General features: G+C 45.7%; 12 protein-coding genes and 4 pseudogenes. 8 read left to right on the top strand and 8 right to left on the bottom strand.

From position 1 onward, the window contains the following. Positions 1-28: 28 nt before the first annotated feature. The 3 genes and pseudogenes from RS584_RS15480 to RS584_RS15470 all read right to left on the bottom strand — a co-directional run. Positions 29-1237 (bottom strand): hypothetical protein, encoded by a 1209-nt coding sequence (locus RS584_RS15480; protein WP_315748248.1) that lies wholly within the window; start codon positions 1235-1237, stop codon positions 29-31. A gap of 26 nt (positions 1238-1263) precedes the next feature. Further along, positions 1264-3375, bottom strand: coding sequence for a TonB-dependent receptor (locus tag RS584_RS15475; protein WP_315748247.1), 2112 nt, complete (start codon positions 3373-3375; stop codon positions 1264-1266). 260 nt (positions 3376-3635) lie between these two features. Continuing rightward, a pseudogene (locus RS584_RS15470) lies at positions 3636-4402 on the bottom strand (GNAT family N-acetyltransferase); the annotation flags it as partial. 519 nt (positions 4403-4921) lie between these two features. On the opposite strand from RS584_RS15470, the gene RS584_RS15465 reads away from it, so the two are divergent. Beyond that, entirely contained in the window at positions 4922-5254 is a 333-nt protein-coding gene (locus RS584_RS15465) for an SdpI family protein (RefSeq protein ID WP_315748246.1), read from the top strand. A gap of 6 nt (positions 5255-5260) precedes the next feature. Then, positions 5261-5656 (top strand): hypothetical protein, encoded by a 396-nt coding sequence (locus tag RS584_RS15460; RefSeq protein ID WP_315748245.1) that lies wholly within the window; start codon positions 5261-5263, stop codon positions 5654-5656. 370 nt (positions 5657-6026) lie between these two features. On the opposite strand, the gene RS584_RS15455 is transcribed toward RS584_RS15460, so the two are convergent. The 3 genes and pseudogenes from RS584_RS15455 to RS584_RS15445 all read right to left on the bottom strand — a co-directional run bounded on the left by RS584_RS15455 (position 6027) and on the right by RS584_RS15445 (position 9993). Then, positions 6027-6653, bottom strand: a complete 627-nt coding sequence (locus RS584_RS15455; protein ID WP_315748244.1) for a hypothetical protein — start codon at positions 6651-6653, stop codon at positions 6027-6029. Between the two features lie 284 nt (positions 6654-6937). Then, positions 6938-8638: a dsDNA nuclease domain-containing protein gene (locus tag RS584_RS15450; RefSeq protein WP_315748243.1), complete on the bottom strand. Its 1701-nt coding sequence runs from the start codon at positions 8636-8638 to the stop codon at positions 6938-6940. 90 nt (positions 8639-8728) lie between these two features. Next, positions 8729-9993: pseudogene (locus RS584_RS15445) on the bottom strand (tyrosine-type recombinase/integrase). A 704-nt stretch (positions 9994-10697) separates the two neighbouring features. On the opposite strand from RS584_RS15445, the gene RS584_RS15440 reads away from it, so the two are divergent. Further along, positions 10698-11465: a hypothetical protein gene (locus RS584_RS15440; protein ID WP_315748242.1), complete on the top strand. Its 768-nt coding sequence runs from the start codon at positions 10698-10700 to the stop codon at positions 11463-11465. 175 nt (positions 11466-11640) lie between these two features. Then, positions 11641-11880 (top strand): annotated as a pseudogene (locus RS584_RS15435) (hypothetical protein); the annotation flags it as partial. Positions 11881-12452: 572 nt separating this feature from the next. Here the strand turns inward: RS584_RS15435 and RS584_RS15430 are convergent. Together RS584_RS15430 and RS584_RS15425 are read right to left on the bottom strand one after the other, a co-directional pair. After that, positions 12453-12743 (bottom strand): annotated as a pseudogene (locus tag RS584_RS15430) (conjugal transfer protein). A 136-nt stretch (positions 12744-12879) separates the two neighbouring features. Beyond that, the gene (locus RS584_RS15425) at positions 12880-13686 is read right to left on the bottom strand and encodes a helix-turn-helix transcriptional regulator (protein ID WP_315748241.1); all 807 of its coding nucleotides are present in this window, start codon (positions 13684-13686) and stop codon (positions 12880-12882) included. Positions 13687-13762: 76 nt separating this feature from the next. On the opposite strand from RS584_RS15425, the gene RS584_RS15420 reads away from it, so the two are divergent. From RS584_RS15420 to RS584_RS15405, 4 genes are all read left to right on the top strand, one after another. Continuing rightward, on the top strand, positions 13763-15802 hold the full coding sequence (locus tag RS584_RS15420; protein ID WP_315748240.1) for an FUSC family protein: 2040 nt from the start codon (positions 13763-13765) through the stop codon (positions 15800-15802). Beyond that, on the top strand, positions 15792-16007 hold the full coding sequence (locus RS584_RS15415) for a DUF1656 domain-containing protein (protein WP_315748239.1): 216 nt from the start codon (positions 15792-15794) through the stop codon (positions 16005-16007). The genes RS584_RS15420 and RS584_RS15415 overlap by 11 nt, the downstream gene beginning before the upstream one ends. Further along, a complete protein-coding gene (locus tag RS584_RS15410) occupies positions 16004-16867 on the top strand; it encodes an HlyD family secretion protein (RefSeq protein WP_004899294.1) in 864 nt (287 codons plus the stop codon). The genes RS584_RS15415 and RS584_RS15410 overlap by 4 nt, the downstream gene beginning before the upstream one ends. Positions 16868-16979: 112 nt before the next feature. Continuing rightward, complete coding sequence (locus RS584_RS15405) at positions 16980-17378, top strand: helix-turn-helix domain-containing protein (RefSeq protein ID WP_315748238.1); 399 nt, start codon at positions 16980-16982, stop codon at positions 17376-17378. Positions 17379-17488 lie beyond the last annotated feature (110 nt).

Below are 17488 nucleotides of genomic sequence, written 5' to 3'. Positions count from 1 at the left end.
CGGGCCTCAACGTTCTACGAATCAACTATCAGCGTAGAGGAATGCGCACGACGCTCTCGTTATTATTGGCTTTTGCCGCCGCTCCATCGTTTTTCACGGTGACAAACAGCGCGTGCGTTTTGCTATCCAGCGCCAGACTGTTTGGGTGTGGAAGCAGCGGAAGGGTTTGCAGATGAGCCAGTGTTTTACTCTCAAAGACGGAAAGCGAGCCCGTGCCTTTCTCCACTCGAATGCCGCCGCGATTGGTGACGTAGATCCTTTCGCTATCCTCATCCAGCAGCAGGGAAATCGGCACTTCTTTGGTCTCGATGCTGGCCAGAAGTTTGCCGTCCTGAGCGTTCAGAGCGAACAGGCGATGCCCGCTGCTGCGGCGAGTGTAGGTTTCTTTCAGATGATAGTTGCGGTACTTGTCGCGATCGATCCCCTGGTCAACGCCCAGAATCCGATCGTTTTTGCGGTCATAAACCAGATTCAGCAGTTGATCGGCCTGGATCTCATGCTTACTGGTTATTTCCAGTGTATCGGCATTGACGGAAAAAAGCTGACCTTGCATATTTGAAACAAATACGCGGCGTCCTTTTTCATCAATTGCGATGCCGACGGCATAGAAACCGAAGCCGGGAAGGGTTTTCTCCAGTTTGCCGGTGCGGGTATTCACCACGTAGAGCACGCTGTCCACGCCGTAACCGAGGCCGGGCAGGAACAGACGCCCGGTCTGGGCATCAAATCGCGCCTCGCGGACTTTATACAGATAGCCTTCGCTGATTTTAAAACGTTTAAGTTCAGAAAGCATAAAATCAAGGTGTTCACCGGCCATGCCCGCTTTACGCAAGGCTGACTCGATATTGACCTGTTCCTGTAATTTGATTGACCCGAGACTGCGGTTGGTGGCGATATCAACAATCCCCACGCTGCCGTTGAAGCCTTCGGTCAAATAGAGACGATTATTCTCATCGTCCAGCGCGACGCCAAAACCTTTGACATCAATAGAGATGGTGGCCTGCGTTTCCAGAGTTTGCGGATTGAGGCGCAGAACGGTCGATTTTTTCTCATCCTTCCAGTCCGGAGAGCTGACAAACACGGCATTTTGTTTTGCACTCCAGGCCAGCTCAACTACCGCTGGTGCGACGGCGGCGCGATGAATATCTTCCGGCTTGATAAGCATCTCCTGCGCCTGAGTAAACGAAGCTACCGCGATAAGCGAAGCGGCGAATAAGCGAGAGTGGATCCCAGACATCCTGTTATCTCCAGTCAATGTTTTCATTAAAAGCGTAATTCCACGGCGGCGCCAATCATACGTGAGCGCTGCTGAATGGCGGTATAAACATCGTTACCGCTGACCATCACCTTGCGGTCGGAATCAAACAGGTTTTGCGCGAACAGCGTCGCCCGGCCGTACATAAAGGTGTAAGCCAGCTGTGCATTCGCCGACCAGTAAGAGCCGATGCGGCCGCGTGAGTCGTTGTCGTAGGCGGAGTAGTAGGAGTCGGAGAAGGCGACGTTGCCGCTCAGCTCCCAGCCGCTGGCAACCTGCCAGGCGGCGCCGACGTTGGCGGTATACGCAGGAGCACGGGCCAACTCGTGACCTTCAACGCCGCTGCCGGGGAATTCGGCAATTTTGGTTTTCAGTAAACCGATATTGCCGGAAAGCTCCAAATCCCAACGCGGTGTCCAGGTGGCTCCCATCTCTGCGCCCCAGGTTTCAACCTTATCGGCATTACGGATTACCGTAGAATTGGCGGCGAGGTAATAGGGGAGCTGCATATCTTTGTAGTCGTTGTAGAAAAGGTTGCCGGTTAAGACTACGTTGCCATCGTTCAAGGCGTGGCGAGTATAAAGCTCATAGTTCCAGACGTATTCCGAGTCATAGTTGTAGCTGGTGATCGGCGCGCTCAGCGTGATCCCCGCGCCGCCGGCGTTATAGCCTCGCGCAACGCGTGCCCCCCAGGTTTGATTGGCCTCAGGTTTCCAGGCAACGTCCAGTTTCGGTAAAAAGACGTTGTAGGTTTCGTCAAAATCAATGCGCACGCTCTGGCTGCCGCCGAGACGTTTGCGGTGCTCGCGCTCAAGGCGGGTGGAGGTCGTAATATCCACCTGCGGCGTGACCGCCCAGGTCAGCTCGCCGTAGGCTGAACTGGTGCGGGTATCGTCGGTGAAGGTGGAACCGCCAAAGATATAGACTGACTCATCCTGTGAGGCGTCGAAATAGCGTAATCCGGCAAACCCCCGCAGGCGGCTGTCGCTATTGCCGAAGTGCACGACGGGTTCGACGTGCACTTCAGTACCATCGATTTTGGCTTTTGGCAGGCCGTCGGCGACGTAGCGGTTAATGTGGAATCCAGTGTAAATAAAGCGGTTTTCCAGCCGCAGGCCGTCATCGCCTTCCCAGGCAAGATCCCAGATACCGCTATTGACGTTGCTTTTGAACACCGCCCGCCGCCAGTCGTAACGAGAGCTGGTTGGGTGCGGCATCGGGTTAAGGCTTTCGTTTTGTGGGGCTCCGCTATCGGAGTGGTTGAAGGTGAGTTTGGTGGTGAGATTGCGCAGGCCTGCCGGGTTGAATAGCAGCTTGGCGCGAGCGCTGGTGGTTTGTACTTCGCTCGGATCGCCGACCGGATCGTAGGCTGGTAAATCGATATCGCTGCGCCGCCGCTGGCGATCAACGCTGGCGCGGAAAGCCAGTTGTTCTTCAATCAGCGGAGCGTTGACCATCGCGGCAAGCTGGGACGAGTGCTGATTACCCGCGCCGCCTTTGAAGGCGCTCTCCCAGCCAAAATCCGGGTCTTTTGATGTCATCACGATGGCCCCGGCAATGGCGTTACGGCCTTGAATATAGCTCTGCGGTCCGCGAAAAATTTCCACCCGTTCCATATCCCACAGCGACTGCGGGCCGTAGGCCTGTTCGTTGTAGGTCAGCGAGCGACCATCAAGAGAAAGCCCCAGGCGCGGACGGGTACCACTGAGAAACGCTCCGGCTCCGGTGCTCGGCCCGGAACCATCCACCCCGCGCACGGTGGGCAGATCGTTACCGATACCAATATCGACGGTGTTGGCAGTCATGCGCATCAGGTCTGAGACGGTTTCAGCTCCCGGCATGCTGTCGATCTGTCGGCTATCGAATACCTCAACGCTGGAGCCGGTATCGAGTAGCGAACGGGCGGTTTTTTCGCCGGTAACGATCATCAGGTCCTGATCCTGATAATTACTATCCGTGCGCTTTTTCTCCTGCTCTTCGCTCTCTGCGGCGAGTACATTAAGCGGAAGCAGGCAGCACAGGCCAACTAAAAGGGCGGGAAACCCGGAAAAATTCGCTGACTCAGTCGGTTCTGACCGGTCAGTTGAAGCGTGGTGTTGAGCTGCGGTATGCGTGCTCATGCGTCATCTCTCCTTTATCCATAAGGTAAACTGATGACACTGCTCATGGCTAACTGGTGGTGTACCGTTATTAGCGTGTTCTGGCTCTTTTTAAAGCGTTTTGATTAAAATCTAATGCCAGATGTAATTATTTATTTCTTATGATAACGCTTTTCATTATCGTATGCCAGTCTCTATATTTTGTAGCTGGCCGGAAGAAAACTGCAGGCTGCAGAGGCTGAGAAGCGCAGCAGCCATAGGGATACGGCTGCTGCTCAGGTTCAGGCGTGGGATAACAGTGGGAACATCAGTTTATTCTCTTTGAAGATATTTTCTTTTTGTCCGTAGATAAACAAAATATCTTCGCCTTCGATTTTTTCATACTCGCCAACCCGGTTCTCTTTGGGGGGTAAAGCCCAGTATGGCCTGATAATTATTTTCGTCGGCAAGCTCGTTAATAATGGCTGATAGCGAGCGGCCGCTATCGCAGAAAATATCAAAGAAGATCAGCACCGGACCGTTTTGCATTGCAATCGCGATAGCCTGATTTATTCTCAGAATAATAGACGAAGTGCTTCATAAAAGCGGAGCAGTAGAACATTAATAAACCGAAGTTATTCTGTAACCGCAACTGTGAAAATGGATTTGATTTTTGATAGTACTGCTGCAATAGCGCAACGTCTTGCGGCTGGTCCATATCCAGCTTGCGGAAGACGCCAGATGCGGGCATCACCGGCATAATATACTGATGTTCGTCGGTGCGCTTGAAGCCGAATTTTAGATAAAAATCAACGGTTGTTGAGTTAGCGAAGAGAAAGAATGCGTCGGCATTATCCTGCCAGTCCGCCAGAATTTCATTAACAAGCTGACCGGCCAGACCTTTGTTGCGATGGTCGACATCGGTCATCACGGTGCCGATTTGAATATAGCGCCGGGGTTCACCCTACCAGACCAGATCGATGATATTTGCAGAGGCGTTAGCAATCACTTTATTGTTGCTCACCAGAGAGTAAGGAATATAGGCGTCGGCCCTGTAACCTTTGCGATACTACTCAATGGGATCTTAAAATCCATGGAAAGGATTCCACTTGGTAAAATGTAGTGCAAGTAAGATCATCAAATATTGTTCTTCACATATTTTTCTTTGATGTATCATGCGAGAAAACAGAACGCCTTTATATTATCATTTATGTCATCAGTCTGTTTACAGAGCATTGAACGAACTAGCCGTCTGTATATAGAACTCCTCTCGAGATTTAATCTACACTCGGCAGACATCTTTGGCTGTGCACAATAATCAATACCAAATTTGCAGGGTCGACATTCGTCCTGAAAAATGTTGTCAGGATTAAAATATTACAATGAAAAAGGTTGATGCAATTACTATTTATTTAGAAGTTATCATCAATGCTATCCTTAATTATGTTTTTTTGATCTGAATCATTTTTTAACCTTATTTGCCGGGATATATTGATGTGAGTCAGCTATATTGAGTGTCATATTTCATTCTGATATAAGTTATGGTAATGGCAGCCTTATTCGAGAAAATCATGGGCAGGAGTATCCAGTGAACGAGAATTTTTTCTACCTCAGCATTGGCAGTCTGCTTCTACTTGTTATTGCCATCCCCCTTGCCCAGCAAAAAATTAACCCCAATCGCTGGTACGGTGTCCGAACCGCATTAACGTTAAATAACCCTTCAATCTGGTTTAGGGCCAATCGTATTTATGGCCTGTCCATGATTGTCTCTGCTGTTGCTTTCTTCTTATTGTCGGCGTTGTCAGGTATCTGGCGCAATGGTGATAGCAACGCTACTTGCGTTCTCGTGTTGTTTATCATTGAAGTTTCAGTACCTGTGATCATTACGTTTTTGAAACTCATTGCCATGAAAAAGGAATGATACAACATGAACCAAACAAGTGATTTTCTTCATTCAATAGGAAAAATTCGCGCCAGCGTTGCCAGCAATAAAATCTTAATCAATGATTTTTTGGCACAGCCGGTATTAGCGATAAAACAGAACGATATCGATTTTTTTATCCGCAAGGGCGGGGAAGAGATCCTCTGTTCTGACTACCTTGCGAGCGTCTCTGATTCAGCGAGATCAGTCATTATCCAGTCAGTTATTGGCATTAATCAGCAGAAAGACATTCGTCATGATGAAGGGCCTAATGAGTTGGATGATGATGATGGCTGGATTGATGAAGTCGGCGGAGGTGCCGCTGCGGCCCTTGCTGCGATCAGAAGGTTTGAGTGTACGGATTTTCGCGTCGGTAAGGGACATATGGGGGGCACTCCATAATCGAACTAACCTGACCCCAGATTTGACCACCAATTTTTCCCGATGCGGAGGGGCAAATCAAAATGCACCGGGAAGAGTTTTCACGCTAACCTGCTGAATCAACATCAGATAAGGATTCGCAAGGATGCATGAAAGCAGGAAATTGGCTCTCTGACTGGACTCGAACTTCATCTGTACCTCCTGTTATTAATGGGATCGCGAAAACAACTCTATTATTTACCATCATTATTGTTTTCTTTTGATTTAAATGTCAATTAAAAACAATCGGTTGTTGTCGTAATTATCTAACTATGAGCACCTTGCATTACTTTCACTTTCAATATGATTGTTGTCGCTATTTAGGTTAAAGTAATTGATATAAAACAATTAGTTATTGTTTAGTAAATAAAGGGTGTTTAGTCAAGGCGAGATTGCTCATCCTCAAGGTTACTTGTCGGTTATCACACCATTTTGAAACCCCGCTACACTTTTTCACTTTAGTAGCACATAAAAGAAGAATCTTTTTTATTTCTTCTAATAATTCATTGTTCGAGTCCTCTGACTTGTATATTTCAGACAGAATGACTAATAAATATTCGGTTAAGGCTTTTGTATTAATGTTAATTTTATCTTGGTTTATCGTTTTCATCCAATTATCTATGGTTATTTTAGTTTTAATATGAAAATAAAACTCAATAATTCTATTTTTTTCTTCTTCTTGAGTAAGAATTGGGAAGTCATTATGTTTAAAAAAGATGCCAGGTTCATAATATTTCTTTTTATTAATTAGCATTTTTCTTATTTTTGCCTGCTTACTTATTGTTTCTTTAATTTCATTAGAAATAATCTTCTTCGAATGTTTTACGGCGATAACGCAAGTTAATACGATAAAACCTATATATATAGAGTAATAGAATATAAGGAATATAAATGACAGCACGGGAAGTAATAATGATAAACTTAATAATATTACCAGTACGGCTGTAGGTGTGGATTTCAAAAATAAGTTCTTTTTCATTATTCATGAACGTATAAAATAAGGAGAAACATATATTTAATAATGTCGATATGGCAAAGCCTAATGTAGCCAGCTATAAAAAATAACTATTAGATATGCTGTCAGGCCCTGCACTAAATAGACTGATAAAAAATATAGCAAGCTCCTGAAATAATAGAGTGAAAATTTGAGAGGGGCTTTATCGTTTTCCCATTGGAGTATTCTTTTTTATATATGTTCCAAACTATAATTTTTCCATTTAGCATGTTGAATCTTGAGTTATCTAATTTCTTCATGAATATGTATTATCGTGCATTTGGTTCAATATTGATTTCTATATTTAAGTCAGGTCTACCAGATACATCAGAAGGCCTATCAATTACTTTCCCCTTACCACAAAATCCATTAATAACCGCCATCATCCCTGTGACCTTAAGAGCATATTGCAGAACATATCGATCATCATGTTCTGCTTCTGTTTTATAGCAACTCTGTTTGGGGAGAGTTAAAGGAGGAGAGATCAATGGTGGCTGTTTAGGCGAAAAACAAGCTTTATCTAACATATTTTGTTTCAATCCTATAGAATCCCTTAAGTCTGTATTTGTAATATTTGCTCCAGTTAGGTTCGCGTTTGTTAATATAGAGTGCTGTAAATTTGCCGATATAAGTTCAGATTGTGACAAATCAGCGCTACTGAAATTTGAGTGGTAAAAATCTGCGTCAGACAGATTTGCACCATTGAGTGTTGTTTTACTGAAATTTGAATTACGGGCAATGGCTTTTTTCAAGGATGAACCAAGCATATTTGCGTCCTTAAAATTGGTTCCATCCATTACCGTATTGTTGAAAGAGCTAGCATTAAGTTCACTTTTATTGAATTGAGACAAATAAAGTTTTGCGTTATCAAAATTAGCACCAGTCCCCATCAAATTAGTTAGGACGCTACGACGTAGGTTTAGTTTTGACATATCTTTGCATTGAATATTTGCTCCTGATAGATCAATGCCCTCAAGAGATAAATCATTACTCCTAATAGCAGAAATAGCTTCATCAAACTCAGGTGGAGTAGTTCTGCTTCTTGATGAGTTGATGATTCGAACAGAACGTTCAAGTAAGCTTTCAGGTTTGAGATTTAAAAATGCTATAATGAAAAGGATGATGATCACAGTAGCTACAGATAGTATTTTTATTATTTTTCCATTTCTTATTTTATTGCTTTCAGCATTAATTAGTTTTTTTATTTCACAAACCTTCACTCTCTTACTTAAGTTTTGATTTTTACTTAAACCATTAGTGTCTATTATTGACAAATAGGAATTAGTAGCAGTTGTATCAAGTGAGTTTGCTTTATTAATGATACTTAATAGATCATCACTTATGTTTTTTATTTTGTCGTGTGAAAGATTTCGTATCTTTGGTAGGGTTGCTAAATCTGCGGTAATCTCATATTGAAATCCTGTGAGTGATTTCCCTTTGATAAATTCTATCTTCGCTAATACGTTAACCAATATGTCGTATGGTTGGTCAATTTTCCCTACCCATTTATTTAATAGATGGGTTAACTTCTCATCCATTTCCGTACAAGCAAATAATTCCTTTATCTTTAAAGGGCTTTTTACTATTTCTTCTGGGATAGTAGATGTTGATTGAGGTATATATACATCGTTATTTGAATGAAAAAAATATTTTTGAATGGCTTGCCCATGTAGCTTCTCTAACTCACAGAATCTGCTGATTGTTTTAATGATTTCAGCATCATTGGATTTCCATTTAGAATCAGAAATTTTTGTTTTCACTTGGTAAACATCGATATACCCATCTACTTTTATTGCTATGATATCTTCGTAATGCTCGAACCATACCTCTGTATAACAATTATTTTTAACTGCAAGAATCAAAAGTTGAGCGCCAACTGAATCTTGATACTGGTAAGCTCTACGGATTTCTGCTGCCCGATCTTTTGGTAAACCATACTCATTTTGATAAAGTGGTATTTCCTTCTCCATTGATTATCATTTCCTTTAGTATGGATACCATAATTTATTACTTATAGTAAGTTTTAACATCGAACTTACTATAGATTTCAGGTCATGATTTTACAGCGGATTATTCGCAAACTCAAACGGCCTGACCATACCGTTGCTGTTCGCATCCAGATAATCAGCCCACCACTGGAGCATCAGGAGGCGCTGGTCAAGGTGCTTAGCCTTGTGGGTATAAGCAGCACGAACGCTGTTGCTTTATGGCTCATCTGAAGCTCTACAGCGTCTTCTGACCACACAGACTCAATTAAGGCTACACAGGCCAGTGTGCGGAAACCGTGTCCACAGATGTCCTGCTTCGTGTCATAGCCCATATTGCGCAGGGCTTTGTTGATGGTGTTTTCACTCATGGGTTTAAACGAGTCATAACAGTCAGTAAAGATTAATCCGTCATCATGACTTTCTTCATAAGTCAGTTGTCGGATCTCTTTCAATATCTTCATGGCCTGCTTACAAAGGGGAACGAAGTGCTTACGCTTCATTTTGGCCCCACGAGTCGAATGTTTGACGTTTTCAATTGCTTCCCGCTGTTCGGGTATCACCCATAACTTACTTTTGAAATCAATCTCAGACCAGCGAGCGAAACGAAGCTCACTGGAACGAATGAAAATCATCAAATTGAGCTGAATAGCCAGTATAGTTAACCTGCGACCTCTGTATTCGGCAATTTTTTTCAGTAGTTGAGAAATTTCTTCCAGTTCCGGGCGGTGTTCAGTCTGTGGTTTCTGAACAGCACCTTCCATATCATAGGCAGGGTTATGGCGTATCAGTTTTTGCTGGACTGCATGGCGGAGGATCGCCGTAATGTATTGTTGAATGCGCGTGGCAACTTCAAGATAACCAAGTGCTTCGACCTTTTTCACCGGAACCAGCAGATCACCCGTATCCAGTTCAGCAACATCTTTATCTCCAATCGCCGGGAAGACATAGGTCTCAAGACGCTTCCATACGGAATCACCATCATCTTTTGACCATTTTGTTTTCGTGGCAAACCAAGCTTTTGCCACCATAGCGAAGCAACGTGTCTTATCACGCTTGGCCTTGAGTTCTTTAACCTCTGCCTGTTTCTTTGCAATAGGGTCAATGCCCTGAGCAAGAAACCTTCTGGCCTCATCACGGCGTTGTCTTGCGTCAGAAAGAGAAACAGCAGGGTAAACACCAATAGAGAAGAGTTTTTGCTTCCCTTCGAAACGATAAGCCATTTGTCAGAATTTCGAACCTTTAGGGGTAACACGAAGGAACATACCAAAGCCATCAGTTAGCTTGTATTCCTTCTCAAGGGGTTTTGCATTTTTTGCTTTAATATCAGTCAGTGACATGAAAACACTCCCTCGTTTGTTGGTAAAAGGGAAATCGAACCAGTATTACCAGCATTTTTACCATCAAAATGATATGGCTTCGAGTGGTTTTTAGTGAACGAGGGTGAACTTGAAGAAGGGGATAACCAACTGATAGAAATGCAGAAAGCAGACGTCAGTGAACGTCTGCTTCCCTTAAATTGGCTCCTCTGACTGGGATCGCCTTTGCCAATAACTGGCTAATAAGTAAGCTAAACCTGAAAGCTCTCCCTGTCAAGACCACCAACCAAAACTGGTTAAATAAAACTGATTTGAGCGGTCTCATGCATTTGGTGATCGCTACTATTGTCACATCTATAAGGGCTGTCTGTTCTGTGCCAGAAGCGGAAGCTGGAGTGCCAGAGACTCCCTAAAAGTTGATGGCTCATTTTGCAGGGATACTTACACGGTAAACGTTATCCAGAAGAGCTCAAAATTGAAGCTGTCAAACGGGTTGTTGAGCGTGTTCATGCGCTGCCATCTGATTAATCGACGGCAGTAGTTCCGTCTGGTCTGTGATGCAGCTGTCCGGCAGGCGCTCTGTGACGCAAAACAACGGTAGGAGTAGTCGAGGTTATGCTTGTCTTATATTATCCTCTATTTGAAAAACATCAACTGGTTGTGTAAGAGTGTTTATGGTTTTATCTTGTTGACTTTGCTTTAATGAAAATGGAGTGGACGAGACAATGAAAACCTTAAGTGGAAAAGAGTTTAGACAATTATTTAATCGTTATAATATAGGATTCTATCTAAGTGAGTTTGAATACTTAAAGGACTTTGATCCTTTGTTTCCTGTATGCGTAGGGAAAGAATTAAAGTTAGGTTATAAACGAAAAGTTGATGTATGGTGCGAAGAGGATGCTGCGCTATATGCAGAATTTATAGCTAAAAAAGAAAGGCTGAAAAGAGACCGGTTAATCCTGAAAGTAAACCAAGTGTGGTCCCGTGTATATCCTGCTTATATTTATGCAATTGAAGAAAGAATAAATGTCAGGGCAAAGGGTAGAGAGTTATTTAAGAATGAAACTGTGCAAGAAAAACAATGTAAACTTTCCATAATGTTAGATAGTCTGAAAGACCTTGAATGTGAAGCTGCTACGATTTCAAGTGAATTTGAAATTGAAAAAACCTCTATGCACTATTTTTATATGATTTCTGATGTTGAACGCTATATAAATGACTGCAGTTACTTTGTTTATTCTGCTGCTGAAGTTGTTAAAGGCGTGATTCAATGCATTGGTTACATTGACAAAAATAACAAAGCAAGTTGCGATGAATTTTATTCAGGCAGCTATGAATGCTTGGATGATGATCAGGAAACTCTGAACTATTTAAATGAATCATGCGCAGAGGGTATAGACGCTGATAAAAATCTCATCAGGGAGAATGAGTTATTAGCCTTATCCCTGAAGGAATTGTATCAACTTCTCGTTTCAAAAAAAAATAACAAGTAATACGGCGAGCGATATGACGTGCCGTGGGACATCCGCACCCAGCAGCACGTTGTCTCCACGATGTCCGCAGTTCGCTCATAGCGGACCTGACCGCCAACTGGGCTGGCCGCTTTGTGTCAGCAGCGGGCATTGCTAACGGCGTAGTGTGTTACTCAACGGGCAGCAGGTCAGTAAAAATAGCGTGTTCGAATGGGTAGACCCACTCTCGCAAGCGTCAGTGGGGACTTGCGGCTATCGGTCAATCGGAACAATCATGAGTTTGTAGCGTTGGATCGTGCCTCGCTTCAAATAAAAAAGTCTATTTATTGGTGAAGTGCCTAACGGCCCGAGGGCCTTTTGGGTGTGGAGAGATCATGCCGTTGTCAGCTATCCGCGCTTTCAGATGACAGCCGACCCGTGGTCGTCCGCCACCTGAAACGACCGAATCACGGGCAACGGCGTGTGTCATTACGTTCGGGCTGGACGCCCTCACTGCCTGTCACATGGGGGTAATGACTCCGCTGAACGCTGCGTCAAAACCCCCAGGGTCAAAGGCGGCACACCGTCACGCGCTACGCGCGACCACCCTCTTTAAGACGGTCGCTTTCGCCTTTTTCTTCCCTTTGCTCGTTCCTTGCAGCGGGAATAAAAGGGAAGCTGACCTTTAAAGAGGGTGGTCGTGCCACGCTACCGGCTTTGGGCCGGAGACTTAGCCGCGACGGTGTGCGGGGCTGTGCCCCCCGGGTAAACCGCTGTCGTGGGCGACAGCTTTTCGCTCGCTGGGGCGGCGAAATTTATCCGGCTCCCCCCGGCCTGCAAAATCCGCGTGGGCGCGGCTGTTTGCAGGTGAGGTGCGGTGCCTAAATTATTTTCGCTCCTTAACCCGCGAAAATATTTCTTTCCGCTGCCTCATTTTTACGGCCCCTGTTTCTTCGCTCCTTAATCCGCGAAAAACAGAAGCCGTAAAAACCTGAAAACCGTCACGCCCTTGCTCCCGGTCCGCCAGTATTAACCACGGACGCGGCCATACTTATTAATAACCTGGCTGATAGCTACTTGGTCTGCCGAATCACAATCAAGTAAGAACGATTTTCTGGCATCAGCCGTATGGTCAGGCAGAAAACCATGCCGGTTCTTTTTTACGATATTAAAGAATGCTCATTCAGCGGAGTGATATTCACTGCCGCCGCCATTTCCGGATGCACTACCGTACATACATAACATCACTTCCCAGGCATCAGCAGACAGTATAATTATTGAACATGACGCAATAACGCAGAACAATAATACGGAGGATATTGCTTTATAGTACTGGCTGGAGGTTCCATGCGGTAAAGATTCTGTGGTGTGGTACCCCGCACAGGGAGACGGATACGTCGGGATGCTGCGTACGGCTCTATGACGCACCTCTGGTTTCTTGGATAACCTGATGTCGCTATATATCGGTTAAGTGTGAGCTTGTTTTCCGTTCGGCAAAATAGTGCGCGGGTGTACTGCCCATTGTTTTTTTGAACATGGTGATAAATGCATTAACCGATTCATACCCCAGATTAGCTGCAACATTCTGAACCGAAACGCCGCTAGCCAGTTCCCGGAGAGCAATTATCAGTTGCAGTTGCTGACGCCAGCGTCCGAACGTCAACCCGGTTTCGCGCAGCATTAAACGCGCGAGAGAACGCTCGCTAAGCGCCAGTCTTTTTGCCCATGTTTTGAATGTGCTTCGGTCATCAGGTTGACTGACCAGAGCATCGGCCATGGCGCGGATTTTAGGATGCGACGACACAGGGAGGCTCAGCTTCTGCTGAGGCATGGTGGCTAATTCATCAAGTGTTACTCTGGTCAGTCTGGCGAGATGGCTTTCTGGTGGGTATCCGACGCCCTCGCGGGTTAAACGAGCAACGAGTTCTTTGATCAGACCCGAAATAGCCAGAGTGCAGCATCGCTCCGGCAGCGCAACAGCTCCGGGTTCGATAAACAGATAGTTGAGATGCGCATTCCAGGTAGCTTTTGCGCTGTGTGGCACTCCCCCGGGGATCCAGACGGCACAATCAGGCGGCACGATCCAGATATCATTTTCGGCGCGACAAATGACCGCCCCATAGAGGGCAATAATCAATTGCCCTTTGCGGTGCGTATGCACAGGCACTTCGGCTGCGTAATCGACAAAATCCAAATGACGCGCGACTGCGGGGCAGGAGGTGGTATCCGGATCGAACAGCGTATTGGCAAGTGGGGGTAACATAGATTGGCAACATTTAGGTATTTTTTGACAGAATAGAGTATTTAAGTGGATATGCAAGCCGGTGATAATTTCCGGCATGAAAAAAATTAACGCGAGTTACTTTCATTTTTTACACACGATATGCCATGGTCTTCGCGGTATGGCTTCTCCTTCACTACTGAATGATGCGAACGCTCTGCTCTATTCCGCGAAGAGTTTTGCCGCAGCGATGCTCGCATACTACATTGCGTTATCAATTGGCCTGGAGCGGCCTTCCTGGGCCATTATCACCGTGTATATTGTTTCCCAAACTTCCGTCGGAGCGTCGCTAAGCAGAAGTTTGTATCGTCTAGTGGGAACGGTAATCGGCGCGGGCATGACGGTATTAATTGTACCCACGTTCGTGAATTCCCCCGTATTTTGCAGCGTGATACTGACAGGCTGGATTACATTCTGCCTCTATTTGTCCTTGCTGGAACGCACGCCCCGGGCCTATGGTTTTGTACTTGCTGGTTACACTGCGAGTCTGATTGGTTTTCCTGCGGTGTCCGATCCTGGCGCGATTTTTGACATCGCTATCACTCGGGTACAGGAAATCATGATCGGTATCTTCTGCGCGGCACTTATTCATCGTTATGTATTGCCCGCGCGCATCTCAGGCCAGTTCAACAGTAAATTGTCGCAGACGCTACTCGCGGCGCGACAGCGTATCGCAGAGACTTTAACAGGCAAACCCGATCCTGTTTCCTCGCCGCTGCATATGGCACTGGCATTGCAGTTCCTGCAGGGCATCAGCCATCATATCCCTTATGATTTTGCGTTCTCTGTGCCGGTCCGGCAAGCGAGAAAAAGGCTTCATGACAGGCTTGCGCGATTAGTCATTGTTAACTGTGAGTTACGTGACCGTTTAGCGCTGATAGCGACGATACCTTCCGATGTGCAAATTTTAATGGCCGATGTTGAGGTCTGGCTGGCCTGCAAAGATGAAGGAAAATTCAAAAGCGAGGGGGAAGCGCTCAAAAAATGCAGTGAAAAATTACTACAGCGCTATTCAGTGTATGAGCTGACTTTTGAAGAAGCGCTGCGTGTAAGTTTTATGCGCTACCTGACAGAGGCCATTGTCCTTGTGCAGCAGTGCTATCGTCTTTCGGATGCCATTCATCACGCGAAACAGACGCCTGCGCACACGGAAATGAATACCGTGAAAGGGTATGTATTCCACCGCGATCCTCTTACTGCTGCCCGCACCGCACTGGGCGCTTTCGCCATCATCATGAGCGGCTGTCTGGTGTGGATTTTCTCGGCATGGCCTGATGGTGGTACGGCGGTTTCTATCCTTGGCGTTTGTTGCACACTGTTTGGCAGCTTCGATACGCCTGCCCCGCATATTGTTAAGTACATTATCGGCTCCTTCTGGGGCGTTGTGATAAGCCTGATCTACAGCTTCGTTCTCCTACCGCAAGTTAGTGATTTTATCGTGCTGGTAGTGGTTCTAGCTCCGGTATATCTGCTTGCCGGATCGCTCCAGGCAAGGCCGCCCACCACGTTTATGGCGATGGGGATCACACTGACGCTGCCTATTTTGTGCGAGCTGGGTGCTCATTACAGCGGGGATTTTGCCGTGGCGGTGAATACCTCTATCGCATTATTTTCTGCAACTGGCTTTGCGGTATTCAGCATGGGCTTTCTGCAGACTGTGCAGGCAGATGCGGCAATAAAACGCCTGCTTAAATTATGCCAGCGCGATATTAACCGCAGCGTGAAAGGTGTGTTGAATACTGATGAAACTCTCTGGATCAACCTGATGATCGATCGGGCTGCGTTGATACTGCCGCGTTTGCCGCGCAGCGGACAGTCATCAGAACAGGCATTGAATCATCTTTTGCACACCCTGCGTATAGGCCTGTGTGTAATGCGATTACGCCGATGGGATGCGCATGCAGACAAAGAAATAAAAGAGGTTCTCAATTGTCTTACACACCCGACGGATATTAACACCTTACTTGAACGGATTGTCAGCCTGACTGAGCGTAGCCTGTCCGTAGCAGATGAACTATCGCAGCATCATGTTAATCAACTGGTTGATCTGTACTGCGCATTAAGCACTCAGGAAATGGAGCCTGCCGATGATCAATGATTTCAATATTGAGGGCGTTTTTGTACCCGGTCTACTGTTAATTTCCCTCGTCGCGCTCACCTGTACGCTATTACTCGTGCATCTTTTCTCGCTAAGCAAGGGTTACCGTCGCTTGCCGTTTCGCCCGATGATCGATTTTTCCATCTTTATTATTACTTTTTACCTGTTGTTGCAGGGACTGACCGAACTGGGGTTTTTAAAATGAAATCGTTACTTTCTCTACTGGGCCGCTATTTGCTGACGCTCAGCGCTGTGGCGGTTGCTACGCTTTTGGCTTTTATTCTCTGGAAACATTATGTGCAAACCCCCTGGACCCGCGATGGTCGGGTTCGTGCGGATGTGGTCCAGATTGCGCCGGATGTCTCTGGACCGGTTCTGAATGTGGCCGTCCGCGATAATCAGTGGGTTAATCGGGGCGATGTGCTCTATTCCATTGACCCGCACTGGTTGAGGTTGGCAGTGGTCAGCGCCCAGGCTGATGTTGAGGCGAAACGTCATGAAATGCTGATGCGCCAGGATGCGGCGAGGCGACGCTCTCAGATTAAAGGGGTGATTTCCAGCGAGGATTTACAACAAACAGCCAGCGCAGCCAGCGTCGCTGCGGCTAATTACCACGGTGCACTGGCTGCGCTGGACCTTGCAGAGCTTAACTTATCGCATGCTATTGTTCGGTCTCCGGTTACGGGCTATGTCACACATTTGCGGCTTCGCCCTGGTGACTATGCCACAGCGGGAGAAACTAAAGTTTCCATCATTGATGCCAATAGTTTTTGGGTGGTTGGCTATTTTGAAGAGACTAAGTTGCAACATATCCGCACGGGAAATACTGCACACATTACGCTGATGGGATTTAAGCCGGTGATCACGGGTCATGTTGAGAGTATCGGACGCGGAATAGATGATAACAATGACGAGACCGGGGGGCTTGGCCTGCCTAATGTCGAGCCAACCTTTAGCTGGGTGCGGCTCGCGCAGCGTATCCCGGTTCGGATTCATATTGACAGATTGCCGGAGGGAGTTGAATTGGTGGCTGGACTGTCTGCGAGTATATCCATCACACCATAATAAAAAGTATGGTTTCTATTGAGGATTTATGCAGAACTTAGGGATTGTCAGCTCTTGAACTATATGCCTGATGAAAATGTATTTCTAGTAGAGTAATTCTAAGGTTTCGGTTATGAAAAACAGAAAAGATTTTGTAAATGACTTAATTATCTGGATAAACAAAAATATAGAGATGCCACTAAAAATTGATGATGTGGCTATCAGGTCCGGATATTCAAAATGGCATTTGCAGAGACTGTTTTTTTCTGAAACAGGGCAGAGCCTGGGAGGTTTTATCAGAGAGAAAAAATTATGTCTTATTTTAGAGGCTGTTATTACAACAAATGAACCTTTGATAAACATCGCGATGCGATTTGGCTTTGACTCTCAGCAATCATTAACCAGGGCATTTCGGAAAAGGTATAATGTCCCACCGCACCGGTATAGAAAAAATGCCGTAAATATTAAAAGCAAGTCTTCTAGGGAGCAAGGTAATTACTCGTATCATAAGGATGAGTTTTTAAATCTTTAGTAACTATCTGGATTATGGACGGGTTCATCTAGTAATCATGGCCTTAGTACCTCAGTTATAGATTTGTTGAACGAAATGAAATCACTCATTTATTTTATTGTAAATGAATC

This window comes from Enterobacter sp. DTU_2021_1002640_1_SI_PRY_ASU_LCPMC_013, from assembly GCF_032389435.1.
Classification (GTDB): domain Bacteria; phylum Pseudomonadota; class Gammaproteobacteria; order Enterobacterales; family Enterobacteriaceae; genus Enterobacter; species Enterobacter hormaechei_C.
This window is presented reverse-complemented; position numbering and strand designations above follow the sequence as displayed.

Excerpts from the sequence above, each read along its gene's own strand:
- RS584_RS15480 (WP_315748248.1), bottom strand. The coding sequence starts at position 1,237 with ATGTCTGGGATCCACTCTCGCTTATTCGCCGCTTCGCTTATCGCGGTA.
- RS584_RS15475 (WP_315748247.1), bottom strand. The coding sequence starts at position 3,375 with ATGAGCACGCATACCGCAGCTCAACACCACGCTTCAACTGACCGGTCA.
- RS584_RS15460 (WP_315748245.1), top strand. The coding sequence starts at position 5,261 with ATGAACCAAACAAGTGATTTTCTTCATTCAATAGGAAAAATTCGCGCC.
- RS584_RS15455 (WP_315748244.1), bottom strand. The coding sequence starts at position 6,653 with ATGAAAAAGAACTTATTTTTGAAATCCACACCTACAGCCGTACTGGTA.
- RS584_RS15450 (WP_315748243.1), bottom strand. The coding sequence starts at position 8,638 with ATGGAGAAGGAAATACCACTTTATCAAAATGAGTATGGTTTACCAAAA.
- RS584_RS15440 (WP_315748242.1), top strand. The coding sequence starts at position 10,698 with ATGAAAACCTTAAGTGGAAAAGAGTTTAGACAATTATTTAATCGTTAT.
- RS584_RS15425 (WP_315748241.1), bottom strand. The coding sequence starts at position 13,686 with ATGTTACCCCCACTTGCCAATACGCTGTTCGATCCGGATACCACCTCC.
- RS584_RS15420 (WP_315748240.1), top strand. The coding sequence starts at position 13,763 with ATGAAAAAAATTAACGCGAGTTACTTTCATTTTTTACACACGATATGC.
- RS584_RS15415 (WP_315748239.1), top strand. The coding sequence starts at position 15,792 with ATGATCAATGATTTCAATATTGAGGGCGTTTTTGTACCCGGTCTACTG.
- RS584_RS15410 (WP_004899294.1), top strand. The coding sequence starts at position 16,004 with ATGAAATCGTTACTTTCTCTACTGGGCCGCTATTTGCTGACGCTCAGC.
- RS584_RS15405 (WP_315748238.1), top strand. The coding sequence starts at position 16,980 with ATGAAAAACAGAAAAGATTTTGTAAATGACTTAATTATCTGGATAAAC.